Annotated in this window: 12 protein-coding genes; all 12 read right to left on the bottom strand. The window is 41.8% G+C overall.

The features are described from left to right. Window position 1 precedes the first annotated feature (1 nt). On the bottom strand, window positions 2–1,180 hold the full coding sequence (locus L0U89_RS16190) for a polysaccharide biosynthesis protein (RefSeq protein ID WP_234862468.1): 1,179 nt from the start codon (window positions 1,178–1,180) through the stop codon (window positions 2–4). A 24-nt stretch (window positions 1,181–1,204) separates the two neighbouring features. Further along, entirely contained in the window at window positions 1,205–2,101 is an 897-nt protein-coding gene (locus tag L0U89_RS16185; RefSeq protein WP_234862491.1) for an NAD-dependent epimerase/dehydratase family protein, read from the bottom strand. A 7-nt stretch (window positions 2,102–2,108) separates the two neighbouring features. Beyond that, entirely contained in the window at window positions 2,109–3,302 is a 1,194-nt protein-coding gene (locus L0U89_RS16180; protein WP_234862467.1) for a glycosyltransferase family 4 protein, read from the bottom strand. Further along, entirely contained in the window at window positions 3,289–4,428 is a 1,140-nt protein-coding gene (gene wecB, locus L0U89_RS16175) for a non-hydrolyzing UDP-N-acetylglucosamine 2-epimerase (protein ID WP_234862466.1), read from the bottom strand. The genes L0U89_RS16180 and wecB overlap by 14 nt, the downstream gene beginning before the upstream one ends. A 26-nt stretch (window positions 4,429–4,454) precedes the next feature. Further along, window positions 4,455–5,585, bottom strand: a complete 1,131-nt coding sequence (locus tag L0U89_RS16170; protein WP_234862465.1) for a polysaccharide biosynthesis C-terminal domain-containing protein — start codon at window positions 5,583–5,585, stop codon at window positions 4,455–4,457. Between the two features lie 4 nt (window positions 5,586–5,589). Next, window positions 5,590–6,630: a polysaccharide biosynthesis protein gene (locus L0U89_RS16165; protein ID WP_234862464.1), complete on the bottom strand. Its 1,041-nt coding sequence runs from the start codon at window positions 6,628–6,630 to the stop codon at window positions 5,590–5,592. Window positions 6,631–6,635: 5 nt separating this feature from the next. Then, window positions 6,636–7,781 (bottom strand): glycosyltransferase, encoded by a 1,146-nt coding sequence (locus L0U89_RS16160; protein ID WP_234862463.1) that lies wholly within the window; start codon window positions 7,779–7,781, stop codon window positions 6,636–6,638. Continuing rightward, complete coding sequence (locus L0U89_RS16155; protein WP_234862462.1) at window positions 7,781–8,878, bottom strand: glycosyltransferase family 4 protein; 1,098 nt, start codon at window positions 8,876–8,878, stop codon at window positions 7,781–7,783. Before L0U89_RS16155 ends, L0U89_RS16160 begins: the two co-directional genes overlap by 1 nt. Before the next feature lie 2 nt (window positions 8,879–8,880). Further along, window positions 8,881–10,317, bottom strand: coding sequence for an O-antigen polysaccharide polymerase Wzy (locus L0U89_RS16150; protein WP_234862461.1), 1,437 nt, complete (start codon window positions 10,315–10,317; stop codon window positions 8,881–8,883). A 118-nt stretch (window positions 10,318–10,435) separates the two neighbouring features. Then, window positions 10,436–12,247, bottom strand: a complete 1,812-nt coding sequence (asnB, locus tag L0U89_RS16145; RefSeq protein ID WP_234862460.1) for an asparagine synthase (glutamine-hydrolyzing) — start codon at window positions 12,245–12,247, stop codon at window positions 10,436–10,438. A 2-nt stretch (window positions 12,248–12,249) separates the two neighbouring features. Continuing rightward, entirely contained in the window at window positions 12,250–13,698 is a 1,449-nt protein-coding gene (locus tag L0U89_RS16140) for an oligosaccharide flippase family protein (RefSeq protein ID WP_234862459.1), read from the bottom strand. A gap of 174 nt (window positions 13,699–13,872) precedes the next feature. Beyond that, window positions 13,873–15,183: a nucleotide sugar dehydrogenase gene (locus L0U89_RS16135; RefSeq protein ID WP_234862458.1), complete on the bottom strand. Its 1,311-nt coding sequence runs from the start codon at window positions 15,181–15,183 to the stop codon at window positions 13,873–13,875. Between the last annotated feature and the right edge of the window lies 1 nt (window position 15,184).

Below are 15,184 nucleotides of genomic sequence, written 5' to 3'. Positions count from 1 at the left end.
ACTACATTTTTTTGTCAAGCCCCATTCCGGTTTCAACATGTTCAAACTCAGGTATGTATTTTTTAAGCCATTCAACAATTTCCAGCTTTTGCAGGTTGGGTTGCTCTAATAGCCTCTGCAAATCAATGAAAGCGTTTTCGAATTGAATTCGGGAATACGTTGGCACCTTGGAAATCACTCCTAGAGAATGGAATTTTCTCAAGTCGTACTCTTCTTTTTCTGTGTAAAACTCTTCGTAAAGTTTTTCCCCGGAAGTATCGGTTTTGAAGGTATAAACTGGATAGATTTTCTGATCTATTAAATGTGTATTTTCTCTGGCTGCTTGCTCAGAGTCAAAAATTCTTGGCTCATATCCCAATTCACTCAGGACCGCCTTGAATATTTCGACAAAATTGATGAGATCAGTTTCCATGTCAAGCTTTGGGAAGAATATTTCTCGATTACCACCCAAAACACAAGCCAATAAGCATATCTCCCCAGATTCCTGTGGAGCAACAAAAAATCTTGTGACATCACTAGGGCTCGACAATGGCTGCTTTTTTTCGATTCTCTTCAAAAAACCTTCCAAAAGAGAACCATTCGAAAACGCCACATTTGCAAACCTTGCCGTCGTAACTTTGAATTTATCACCATAAGTAAGAATCAACTCCTCCATCAATTTCTTACTGGCCCCCATAATGTTCACTGGGTTTGCGGCTTTATCGGTTGAAACACAAAAAAAATGGCTCGGCGGATACTCGGTCAATAGGTCAAGCAAACCTTTGGCTTTTACCAGATTATTCTCCAACAATGCTTCGATTGAAAAAATGTCCTTTTCACTCCTCACATGTTTGTGCGCCGCAAAGTTGGCGACGATATCGAAAGGACCATGGGCGCGAAACAACTTTACGAATGCTCTGCTATCAAATGACAGTGGGTATGTAAAAAACTCCTCAGGAACATATTGTCCATTTGTACTCCTGAGATCCCTTACTAGTTCAGTCAGCCCATTTTCATTGATATCGATGACCACTAACTTCTTGGGCTTAAATTTGAGGGCCGCCTTAATAAAGGAAGACCCGATGGTGCCCGCCCCGCCAATCACCATCATATTTTTATCCGCAATATTATCAAGAAGCTCGTTTTCGTGATTTTGAAGATCCTTTTGGAATAAACTTTCAGATCTTCCCAAGAAATTCAATGTGAAATGATTTACATCCATTCTTTACAGTATTTTGTGGATTTGATCGATGACTTTTGATGGATTCCATCCGAGCCTCGTTCTTGCTCTGGAATCATCAAAAGTCAAGGTTGAAGATATTTTCTTTAGTTTTTCCGAGTTTATTGGAAATCTCGCCCCTAAAACATCACCCACAATAGCAAGCCCTTTAGCTACAAAATAAGGGATTTTAATGATTCTCCTCCCATAAAATGTAGAAACGACAGATTCCAATTCTCTAAATGACGGATGGTATCCATCTGTTAGGTTGTAAACTCCTCCTACTTCGGCGAGTCTTTCAACCAGTCTTGCCAAATCCTCAGCCCATATCATGGATTTTTTTGCGTTAGCAAGTCCGATACTTAGGTACTTCCCGGTCCTAATGCCTCTTACCATTGCACCTAGGTTGCCTGTTGGATTCTTCCCAACCACAAGTGGCAGCCGCAGAATGCCAAGCACGACACCGTGCGTTGACGCCCACTCCTGGAGGTAATTTTCGGCCGCAATTTTACTCAATGCATAGGGGGTCTTTCCATTCAATGGGGCTGTTTCTGAAATCAACTGCCCTTCATCTACACCATAGACCGCGACAGTACTGATAAAGACAAATGCTCTTGGTAACTTCTCCATTTTTTCCAGACCAAGGCATAGATTTTGGGTTCCTCGAAAATTCACATCAAAAAACTCTTGTGCTTCAGAATCGGTTGTGGGAACATAGTGAGCTTTTCCAGCAGTATGGATTACAACTTCATAGGCGGTTCTAAACAAGGGGACATCCTTTGCGAGGTCGCAAATTGTATCGTTCAATTCACTCCTCCCTACAGTATTCACAGAATCCCCCTTAGATTCCAGAATGTCTAGCAAAATTTTGCCTAGAAACCCATTCCCGCCTGAAATCAGCACTTTCAAACTATATTATATCTAATACGTCTTTAAATTTCCTTATAAAATGGCCCTTGGAGAAATTCTTGCGAGCAACTTCTCTAATTCTGTGTGGATCTATGCCATCAATTTCACTTTTTGAGATTTTATGCAGGACATCTTCAAATTCCACAAGGGAATTTGAAGTCCACCCCAAGGCTTGCTCTTTAACTAAATGGTCAATTTCGCTATTTGGTGGACCAAAATAAAGGATCGGTTTTCCAACTGCGAGAATATTGTAAGTTTTTGAAGGAACACCTAAACCATACATTCTTTCATTTAATGAAACAAGGCAAATATCAAACGAGTTAAGAAATCGGTTTTGACTCTCCCTTGGAAACGGCCCTAAAAAATTGATGTTTTGAAATTGATTTTCTTGTACAATTTGTTTCAATTCACCCTCTACGGCGCCTGTGCCAACTATCGTTAAGCAAACTAGATGTGGGTAGCGTCCAATTATCTTCACCATTTCCGGCAGACACTGAAGTCTACCAAGATTACCTGCAAAGAGGATTGAAACAAGGTCTTTCCCAAACGAATTATAATCTGAATTTGGTTCGATCTCAAGAGACTCTAAATCTGCCCAATTCTCAATTATGGTGATTCTTTCGGGCCTTCTCGATTTTTGCGTGACAATTTCCCTCATGTCCCGTCCTAACACAACTATTCTATCAAATCGAGAATATGCGAAATCGAATATTTTCTTTATGAATCGGTACCCCACATTGGGCTTCATAAGACCCGCAGCTATAGTATTTTCAGGAAAAACATCATGAACCACTAAGACCATTTTTGCCTTAACAAGCCGATTCATTAAAGAAATCCCAACAAGTGCAGGAGCCGGGTTCGTAACTAAAATAACCTTATCTCCTCGTTTTACTTTTACAAGAAAGCTAATTGTAAATTGAATTGACAAAAAGGCAAACTTGACAATCCTTTGAAGCACCTTGTTTTTGTTTAGTTTAAGGTTCTTCAATCGGATTATTTCAATGTGAGATAGAATACGTTTTTCTCCAGAATTAACCCCAAATGAATGCAGGTCTGTTTCCGTTACTACCTTTACATCATAGGTATCGGAAAGGCCCAACGCCAATTCTGTAAAAAGGTAACCTGTGGAAGTTTCGTCAGGAAAAAAAATCTCCGAGAAAATCCATACTGTAGGATTTATCTTATTCTTTTTCACGCCACACCACCCTCTTTACATAATCTACATAAGAAACGATTATCCTGACCACTTTCTCTGAAACGTTGGGCATGCTGTAGTCAGATACGAGTCTGAAATTCCTATCCTGCCCCACCTGCTGTTTCGAAAGCTGCGCGATGCCCTGGATGATCCGTTCGGTATTCATGCCCACCATCATCACGGAAGCTTCTTCCATCGCCTCGGGACGCTCGTGCGCATCTCTTATATTGAGGGCCCTGAAGTTGAGGATGGATGACTCCTCAGATATCGTCCCACTGTCTGAAAGCACCGCGAACGAATTCATCTGCAGTGCGTTGTAGTCGATAAAGCCAAGGGGTTTCAGCAGCTGGATATTCGGATGGATTTTGCTTCCCTTGGCTTCGATCATTTTTCGGGTCCTTGGGTGGGTACTCACGATAATTGGGTAGCCGTATTGTTCGGCAAGGTGGTTCAGGCTTTCTATCAGCCCTTCGAAGTTCTTCTCGCTGTTGATGTTTTCCTCCCTGTGGGAAGAGACCACAAAGAACTCCCCTGCTTTCAGCCCCAGCCTTTGCAGAACATCCGAAGCCTTGATCCTGTCCAGGTGGTGGTGCAAAACCTCATACATGGGCGATCCAGTCTTGATGACCCTGTCAGCAGGCAGCCCCTCTCGGAGCAGGTATTCCCTTGCAATGTCGCTGTAGGTCAGGTTGATGTCCGATATGTGGTCAACGATTTTTCGGTTTGTCTCCTCGGGAACACGCTGGTCAAAGCAACGGTTGCCTGCCTCCATATGGAAAATCGGGATATGCCGTTTTTTTGCGGGGATAGCGCACAGACAGCTGTTCGTGTCACCAAGTACCAAAAATGCATCCGGTCTTAACTCTTCCAGGAGGGGGTCGATCTTGATCAGGATATTGCCGACGGTCTCGGTAGCTGTCTTACCAGCTGCATCCAAAAAAAAGTCGGGTTTGCGGATCTGAAGATCATCAAAGAATATCTGGTTGAGTTCGTAATCGTAATTCTGGCCGGTATGCACAAGGACATGTTCGACCGCAGGGGAGGCATCGAGTGCGGACATCACTCTCGATAGGCGAATTATCTCCGGCCTCGTACCGACTACGGTCATCACTTTGAGTTTCTTCATGGTTCCTATAAGAAGATATTTTTTGGTTATTCCACATTGACGAAATAAGTGTCGGGATCACTTGGATCGTATGGTTCGTTGATCCAAAATACGGTGATCAATTCCCCGTCCCCGATGTTTTTGATATTGTGGGTATACCAGATCGGCATATCGACATAGGCGGGTTCATCCCCATCAAGGAAAAAGTCCAGCACTTCATCCGTGCCGATACGCCTCATTTGGATCCGTGCCTTTCCCTTGATGACAGCAAACCGCTCGATCTTCCGGGTGTGGAAATGGTTGCCGCGAGTGATCCCGGGAACAGTGGTCGAGAACGACACCTGTCCACCGATCCCGAGCCTTGCAATTTCTACAAATGCACCCCGCGCATCCACGTTTTTTTTGAATTTTCTTGGAAAATATCCAGCCAAATCCATGTAGCACCTGTAAGTGTTGAATAGATTGTGTTCAAAGGCGTTTTTCAATTCGGGAATATTGCCTCCATCCTGATACTCAGACTTGAACCGGTTCAATATTCCAAGCAACTCAGAGACCTTTGCCTCGGCGGTATGGTTTACATGGTAGGCGGGATCATCTTTCTTGGTGCGGATTGCCTGAATGATTTCAGCTACAAGTTCCCCCACGTAAATCAGTTTCAGGTTTCCGTCGACTTCCAGTTTGGGCGTTTCCCCCCTGGATATCTGGTAGCAAAAGGTTGCAACAACCGAATTGTAGAAGGGGTGCCCAAAGGGTCCAAAAACGTTCGGGATAACCATCCCGGTGAACGGTGCCCCTTCCCTTTTCGACCAACCCTCCAGAAGTTCCCTACCTTCCTTTTTGGATTTCCCATACAGGTTGTCCCTTTCCTCCTGGGTGGATGATGAAATGATGATATGTGGCTTCGCGCCTGTCCTTTCGCAAGCCGAGACCAACTTCCTGACAAGGCCTACGTTCGTATCGTAAATGGCTTGGGGATCATTGTGGCGATTTAATGCCGCGAGGTGGACCACAACATCGCAGTCACCGACGAACGCGTCAAGTTCTTTGTCGTCGTCAAACCAATCCCTATTGAAGCCAATTGTTTCGAATTCATCGGGTTGAAGCCCAAGCGTGTTCCAAAGGTGTTTCCCGACAAAACCATTTTGGCCAGTTATACCGACCTTTTTCTTTCCCTCCATAGGATCAATCCGGATATTGTGGCAGGTTTGTTTCGCCGAGGATGTCCCGACGGATGATGGGGAGTTTCATCAGCAGCTTTTTCGTTCCCTCCACATCGAGTCGGTGGGTATTGTGTGAATGGTATTCCTCTACCTTGGCAAGGTTAGGCTCACCCTCCGAAAAATATTGCGCATAATTCAGGTCCCTGGTATCCGCAGGAATCCTGTAATAGTCACCCATGTCCTCGGCCTTTACCATATCCTCCCTGTTGACCAGGGTTTCGTACAGCTTTTCGCCGTGGCGGGTTCCAATCACCCGAATTTCGTTGGAGGCATTGTACATCTCCAACAGCGCCGTTGCCAACACCTCTATGGTCGCCGCAGGTGATTTCTGGACAAAAAGGTCTCCCTGGCTTCCATTGTTGAATGCAAACAGGACAAGATCCACTGCATCCTCAAGCGTCATCATGAACCGGGTCATGTTGGGATCGGTAATGGTCAGGGGTTTGCCGGACTTGATCTGCTCGATGAAAAGGGGAATCACGGAGCCACGGGATGCCATGACGTTGCCGTATCGGGTGCCGCAGAATATGGACTTCGCATCGTCCAGGTTTCTGGACTTGGCCACCATCACCTTTTCCATAAGGGCTTTTGACATCCCCATCGCGTTGATCGGGTATGCCGCCTTGTCGGTACTGAGAACGACGACCCTGCCCACTTCGTACCTTTCGGCTGCCGTGAGCACGTTGTCGGTTCCCAGGATATTGGTCTTTACGGCCTCGAGCGGAAAAAACTCGCAGGAGGGCACCTGCTTCAATGCGGCGGCATGGAAGATGTAATCGACTCCCTTTACCACTTGGTTGACGCTTCCTATATCCCGTACGTCCCCGATGTAGAACTTGACTTTTGGGTTGTTGACCTTTTTCCTCAGGTCGTCCTGCTTCTTCTCATCACGGCTGAATATCCTAATCTCACTGAATTCGTCGCTATCGACAAATCGATTGAGGACCGCGTTGCCAAACGAGCCCGTCCCACCCGTGATGAGGAGGGTTTTGCTTTTGAACATATGTGTCAATGTTGAATAAATTTCAATAATACTTCCTCTGTTTTCTTAAATGCTTCCGCACTCGAAATTAGTTCTAAACTAGATGAGACTGATTTGATCATTTCCTCACCAAAATCTGGCTCCTCCAAAAATCTAATCAGCTTCTCGGCAGCCTCACGCCAATCTTCGGGTTGAAACAAATATTCAGAATTCAAAATCAATTCCCTGTTAAAATTCAGATCGGTTGTCAAAATTGGGGTTTTGAAGTGAATCGATTCAATGATGGATGCAGAAAACACTTCAAGAATTGAAGGTAGAAAGGTAACTTTGGATTTGAGGTAATATTCCCTGCACTTTACCTGTGGTACTCGACCCAAATGAATAAAACTGTCTTCTAATTGAAGTTCTAGGGTCCTTCGTCTCAATATTTTGAATATCTCACTTTCATGGTCTATTGTTGTGATAAACTTAAAGTCCAGGTTTGGGTTCAATTCCCTTAAATGCCATGCAACTTCTCCAAGCTGATGGATATTCTTATGCCAGTTAGCGGTCGCGATGCAAAATATCCAATTCTGTTTTGGCAATCGTTCTGAAGTTTCAGTAAGAAAAAATGTAGAGACGGCATTTGGGACTATTTCCACCGGTTTGTTTTTAGAATAAAAATGAAAACCAAGTTTAGATTTTATGAGCTGTGTCTGAGTAATGAAGTAATCACTCTTTGAGAGGAAAATCTTTTGAATCCAAAACTTAATCTTCCACTTCACCCTCAGTGTTCTCGGTAAAACCTTAAAGGAATACGTATTCGCGTTGGTGAGATATGGATTTGTAATTCTCTGTACTTCTTTTGCTCTAAAGAAAAAGTAGGAAGGTGAACTGATCGAATAGACAATATCGAAGTCCAGTTTGCGCTCCCATGCCTTGAATTTCAGAAACTGTGAAAGCCAGTAGATAGGATTGGTTGGAGATTTTTCCAATATAAACGTTTTTTCGTCTGGCAATGAAACCCCTACTTCACCCAAAAAATTTTCTGCTCTTTTGGAAAGCAAATAAAACCATTCAATATTCGAAGACTGCTTTAATGAGTCGGAGATAAAATTCAGCAAAACCTGCATCCCTCCTCCATCAAACATTGTGGAGCCATTCAGTAAAACCTTTTTCTTCATTTCCGACATCAAAAATCTAATTGACTGACCGGAACTCCATTCACGTTTGCGTATCTGAAAAAATCCAAATATTCTGTTGCAATTTGCCCTAATTGGTGCCGCTCCTTAATCTTGATTGCAACTTTACCTATTGAATTTCTTTTTACTTCGTCGTCGATGAGAATAGTCAGGTATTTGGCGAACTCTTTTACATCACCCTCTAGTACCAAAAAACCATTTTCACCGTGCTTTATAAGGTCTCTCGGACCAGCGTTGCAGTCAAAACTTACACATGGAAGTCCAACCGACATGGCTTCAAGTAGCGCGTTTGGATACCCCTCAGAAATTGACGAAAAAGCAAAAATGGACGCTTTACCCAACCATTTTTCTACATCGTCGACTGATCCTTTCAATATAACACGCTCCGAAAGTTCCAATTCAGAAACCCGAGATTCAAGCTCACTTTTCAAATACCCGTCCCCCAAAATCACCAACTTCCAATCCTTTCTGTCGACTAACGAAAAAGCGTCTATCAATAGTTTTTGCCCCTTTTCATTCACAAGCCTCCCCGAATTCAGAATGATCTTTTCCTTCTTAATGCCCGAGAAATCTTTGAAATCCTTTACAGGATTAGCAATCACTTTAATATTGCGATGTCTCGTTTTCCTAAACAATACGTCTCTTGACAATTCGGTTTGCGAAATTATTCCGTCGGCAAACCTATATAGCAAGCTCCTTCCAAGTTCGATAGCGAATGGTTGCTTTTTTAGTGGATTACTTCTATCAGAGACAAATATTTTCGTCGAAGTAAACAGAGAAGTAAGAATTGTGAGCAAATTATACTTCTCCATAAAACTCATGGCAACCTCGGGTTTATTCATGTGGAAATATCTCTGCAGCTTCATGAAAACCGAAAACTCACTCAATTTTTTTCGAACAAAGCCTTTATTCTCAAAGCCCATTTCAATTATGTTGACCTCTTCAGAAACAGAAAAAAAACGCTTTGATTTGGCCAAAAGAATCAAATCAACATGATGGCCCCGGTTTGCAAACTCGGTCGCTAATTGTGACATAATACGTTCAGCTCCACCTAAAGATAGGGTAGGTATTATCAAGGCAATCTTCATAGTCACTTTTTCATCCTAGTTACAAAAAAAACGAAAAATGCAAGTGCCCAAACCATAGATCTAGTTGACACGAATAGACCAGATCTTGAAATATAAAAACATAAACTCGCCATGACACCAAAGCCAATCACCCATTTCATATCCAGACATTGAAATGATGCATTGGTGATTTTTTTCAGCATCATTCCGAAGAGGAACATGAAGAAAACAACACCCAAGGATCCAAAGTTAAGGTAAATATCCCCAATTAGAGATGTCCCCTCTCCCGACTGAGGATTTGACCCAAATGTTAGGTAGGTGATATATCCCGCAGAACCCAACTCATGGGCCTTAATATTTGAAACAGAAAGTAACAACGACTGAGCAAAGGGTAATGGGCTTAATATGTCTCCAAGCCACAATTGCCCATAAAAAAAGCCAGTATTGCTCGGGACATTTGAGAGCGACATATACAGCGTCCTTACGCTATTGGCCAATTCAAGAGTCACGTCATATCCAGAGGTGAATTCAAACTTTGAGAACCCCTCCGTTAGTAAACCAATGCCGGTCGATTCGCTCCTCCCAAGTGAAATGAGGGTCATTACCAATGCCCCTACGATAAAGAGTAACAAGAACTCTCTAAGTCTGACAGGTCTCACATAGGTACCCACAAAAACCAACCCAACAATCACTAAACCAATCGGTTCGCTCCGATCACCTACCGAAAGAAACAACAATACAAAAAGTGTAGTCAGCAAAAGATAACCTTTATTCAAGGTTAGAAACCATTTAAAAAGGTTCCCCTGATATGACTTCGCTTTACTCGTAATCTCCAAAACAGTTAACAGAATTATCGACACGAAAAATACTAAGCGAATATAAACAGAAATACCTTCTCCTGCGGCGCTGCCCCCTGTGCCTTTATAAACACCGCCTGTTAGGTAGTCCTTTCCCGCAAAAGCCAAGAAAAGAAAAAAAGAAGCATATGCCAAGAAAACCAGCTTTTTAGTGTCAAATGATTCAATCTTATCCTTCTCAATCTCGACAGGTTTGCTCCAATTGTATCCGATCATCCATGAGATGATTCCAATGACTGAAAGCCAAACACCATAATTTACATAATTTGAATTTACCCAAACGCGTGCAATATTCTCTGGTGAAATTCCACTCAACGCAAACATCGCAGGCCATTGAAAATGAACAATCGAAAAACCGATTAGAAATAAGAAATCTATCCGGAACCAATTTGAATTTGACTTACTCTGAGAATACAAAAACAACATGAGTGCGATAAAAAAAATTATCAGATAATTCCCTATCGATTCAAAATCGAGGTTGGAGTTGAACCCAGGCTTGAGAAACAGCAACAACCCAAAAAATATGGCATAAACGAAAACCCCCTTCCTGACTTTAATGGAGATTTTACGTTGGTTTTCGCTAATATCCTTAGGTGAAGCCATTTGTCATATACAAACCTAAGCGAAATCTAAAACCCACCAACTGTCCTTACTTTGGGTTGTTATTGAATATACTTTGAGCAAGGTCGCTGTCTGAACATCTTGAAATTGCAAAGTGGAATTACCCATTAAACCAACGCCTCTTCCAACGCGCCAAGATAAACAACTTCCAAATGGTGAAACTATAATCTTTTTTACCTGATAAATGAAGTTCAATTTGCCTCTTGACCTCCCTAATGTCCAAGTTGGGAATTGATCTTAAGAATTCATCGGTGAGTTCACCCAAAACCTCCTCTTTCAAGTCTTCACGAATCCATTGCCCCAAGGGGACTGAAAATCCCTTCTTTGGCAGGTTAAAGACTTCCTCGGGAATATATTCCTTCAATATTTCCCTTAGAATCTTCTTTTTCACTATTCCGTCATACCTATAATCCACTGGCAAATTCCTTGCATACTCAATGACCCTGTAATCCAAAAATGGGCTTCGTACTTCGACAGAAGAAGCCATGCTCGCTCTATCTACTTTTACATTACAGTCATTTTCCAAATACAGCTTGATTTTCAAGTCTCCCATTCTCTGAAAGGGATTGCTGGACAGCGATTTGAAGTCAGCATAATATTTTGCAATCCAACTGGTGTCTTTCTTTTGAAGAATATTCGAAAAATTCAGGTTGATTTTTTCCGTGAATTCAACGTCTGTCTTGATACGCAATATCTGCCTGATAGTCTCCACTTTAACTCCAAAAATGTCAGGAATATAAAGGAAGGAAAGAACCTTTCTAATGAAATATGGGATACCTTCAATTTTCTTGAACTTCCTTAATAGATCGAAACTTATATACCCAAGAAAACTTTCATCACCACCATCGCCAGACAAAACCACAGTAGCGTAAGGCTTTGTAACTGAGTTAAGGAGTAAAGACGGTATAGCAGAACTATCTGCAAATGGCTCGTCGTAAATTTCAATCAATTTGGAAATTATACTTTTTAGCTGGTCAGTTGTACAGGGTATCTCCTTGTGTATTGAGCCAATGATTTCTGAGTATTTACTCGCCACCCTGCTTTCGTCAAATTTCTTATCTTCAAAACCAATCGTGAATGTGTTAATCGGTGACTCGCTCACTTTTGACGCTATTCCTGAAACCAAAGCTGAATCGATGCCTCCTGAAAGAAATGTCCCAATTGGGACATCTGACCTAAGTCTGATTTTTACCGCGTCCTTCAACAGTTCATGTAATTCCTCTTTTGCCTGATCGAAAGTAATATTTCTTTTTTCGACCTTCTTCAAATTCCAATATTCAACAATGTTCCGTGACCCATTTTCCAATTCTACGGTCATGAAATGACCTGGCTGCAACTTGAATATATTCTCAAAAATGGATAATGGGCTAGGCACATAGCCACAGTCCAAATACATGTTCAACGCTTCAGAAGATATTCTGCTGTCTTTTTGAATCAGGGGACCAATCTGACTACAAATCTCGATTTTCTTCCCATCCCAATAATAGTAAAGCGGCTTGACTCCCAATCGGTCTCTCGCGACAAAAAAAGACCTATTTTCCGCATCGTAGATCACAAATGCAAACATGCCGTTTGCTCGAGACAGTATGCCTTCGCCCCATTCAGAAAACCCCTTTATCAAAACTTCCGTATCGCTCGTTGTTTGGAATTTATATCCCAACGAAACCAAATCATCACGTATTTGCTCAAAGTTGTAAATCTCGCCATTGTATACTATGGACAGATTCTCGTAAATAAATGGTTGGTTAGATCTAGGATCAAGATCCAAAATAGCAAGTCGCAAATGCCCTAAACTAACACCATCTACCTGTGTTATCCCCAGGTTGTCGGGTCCACGATACTCGATTGTACTGAGCTTGTTCCTTACAGTGTCGAGGCCATACTCGATATTTGTAGCATATATTCCACACATAATTACAGGATTGTTTTTTTCAAAAAAACATCACGAATCATCGTAAGCTCTTTTTTAACATCAAAAACTCGCAGCTGCTTTAATAGAACGAAATAGAAACCTACCAAGGTTGGCAATGAAAGAAACTGCCAATATCCAAAGATTTGAAACGCCAAATTTATCGAATGATGCAACAAATATGAGGCTGTTCCTGCCGTTAGGATTAGCAAAAGTCTTCTCAGATCAGGACTAAACTGAAAATCATTTCTTTTTCTGGAAACATACAGATTCACCAAAGCACTCGCCATATTGGTGATTAAAAACCCATACAACAAAACTTGGATATCTTTGAGAATTACTCCCAATACAATAGAGATCGAAAGAATGGATTTCTTTAAGAGCTCTAATCTAAAAATGATGTGTGTTTGATTATATGACTTGAATATGACCTGGTTGAACATTTCCTGAATAAAAAAAAACGATGCTAATACCAAAAAGATTAAGTATCCAGATGTGCCCTTCCAGCTTTCACCGTATACAATTTGAATTATGTTTTGTGAAAAAAAAATTATGACCATACAAACTGCTCCATAAATTACCAACAGACCAGTGATAATTCGTGAAAACATGATCTCATATTGACGATGGTCGTTTTGGTACTTTGTCAATGAGGAAAAAACCGCACCATGGGACAGGCTGACAAAAACGTTTGATGGAACCTCCTGGATTTTCTTCGCTTGGAAAAAAAAACCAGCTTGGACAATGGAAAAATACCTTCCCAAAATGAGCTGATACAAATTGTCAAAAAAACTGTTTGTCAACGCCGTAGCAGTTGTATTCATACCAAACTTGTAATGTGATTTGAATGAATCTCCATCGAACTTCAATTTACCAACACCTCCCTCAAAATGCCATAGGATAATACTTAAGGATAAGGCAGTGATGATTTGAAGTAATATTAAAGACCAAATACCAAATCCAACCAAAGCAAATACGATTGCTATAATTGAAGCAATTGTAATTGAAGAAAACTCGTATATAGCCTTTTTCTTGAATTCTAGATTTTTTACCAGTCTGGCATTCTGAACAAATTGACAAGCGCTGATCGGCAAAACCAATGAAGAAACAATTAATAAATTCCGAAGTCCTAAATCACCGTAGGCTTGCGCTAAGGAACTCGACGACAGTATTATCAACAGCATAATCGCTAAAGACAATCCAAGATTAAACAAGAAAATAGTTGAATAATCCAGATCCACTGCTTTTTGATTCCTGATAAGCGCCCCACTCATTCCTGACTCGGTAAGCACCTTTCCAATCACGACGAAAGCCATTACAATACTAAACTGTCCAAAAACAAAGGCACCAAGTAGTCTTGCTAAGACGATGTTAACGAGAAATGCAATAGCCAGATAACCAAATTGTCCAACCATTGACCAAGCAAGACTAAAAATCAGGTTTTCCTTATTCAAAATGGTTAATCTTGGATATCAAGGAAATTGCCAGGTATTTTGGCTTATATCTGATGAAGTACTAACAATAGATCAAAAAAATTGGATTCCGAAAGAGCAATTCCGAAATCCAAGATTTTAGACAACTAAAAACAAATTCGAACAACAGTTTTTAAGCAGAGTGTTGATCCAAAATTACAACCTCGCATCCACCAACTCCTTCTCCAATATCGCCTTGACATCAAATACCACCTGATTTGCGGACTTGGCGATTTTCCAATCCCTGAATTCCTTGTGTGCTACAGCCAATACTACTGCGGAATAATCATCGAGATTAGGGGTGCGTCCACCATTGACGATGTGGATTCCATATTCGTGTTCCACTTCAGCAGCATCCGCCCAAGGGTCATATACGTCAACATCCATGTCGAATGACTTGAGTTCGTTGTATATATCGATTACGCGGGTATTCCTCACATCTGGACAATCTTCCTTGAACGTAAAGCCCAAAATCAGAACCTTGGAATCAATAACTCTGAGGTTTTTGCGCATCATCAGTTTAATGACCTCTGTTGCCACGTGTTTGCCCATGGAATCATTAAGCCTTCTTCCTGCCAAAATGATTTCAGGGTGATAGCCTACTTCCTGAGCTTTTTGGGCAAGGTAAAATGGATCTACACCAATGCAGTGACCCCCAACTAGCCCAGGTTTGAATGGAAGAAAATTCCACTTCGTCCCAGCAGCTTCCAAAACCTCGTGGGTGTCTATTCCCAGCAGGTTGAAAATTTTTGACAGCTCATTGACAAAGGCAATGTTGATGTCTCTTTGGGAATTTTCGATCACTTTGGCAGCCTCTGCAACTTTGATGGAAGATGCCTTGTGGGTTCCTGCTTTGATAACTGATTTGTACAATTGATCCACATACTCGGCGACTTCAGGCGTACTTCCGGAAGTAACTTTGAGGATTTTTGTAACGGTATGTTCTTTGTCTCCGGGGTTAATACGCTCAGGTGAATAACCGGCAAAGAAATCCACGTTGAATTTTAAGCCGGAGAATTTTTCAAGAACTGGAACACATTCGTCTTCAGTCACGCCCGGATAAACCGTGGATTCATAAATGACCACATCTCCTTTTTTTAGGATTTTCCCTATTGTTTCCGAAGCCTTCAGCATCGGGGTCAAAACCGGCCGATTGTGCTTATCGGTAGGTGTAGGTACCGTTACAATGTACACGTTGCAGGAGGTGATTGGAATCACGGCGTCTGAAACCAAAAGACCTTGTCTCTTTTGGTCTAATTCCACAGAAGTGGAGACAAGGACGTTTTTCAGCTCCTCGTCGTTCACTTCCAAGGTACGGTCATGGCCTTTTTGCAGCTGTTTGACCCTTTCCGCATCAATGTCGAATCCGATTGTCGGGTATTTTTCAGCGAAGGCCACTGCCAAGGGTAAGCCCACGTATCCCAGGCCAATAATGGCGATTTTTGCGTCTTTTATAGGGGTGATCATG

The sequence above is a fragment of the Mariniradius sediminis genome (assembly GCF_021491425.1).
Lineage (GTDB): Bacteria > Bacteroidota > Bacteroidia > Cytophagales > Cyclobacteriaceae > Mariniradius > Mariniradius saccharolyticus.
Note: the sequence above shows the minus strand (reverse complement) of the source record. Positions and strands in the feature narration are given on the sequence as shown.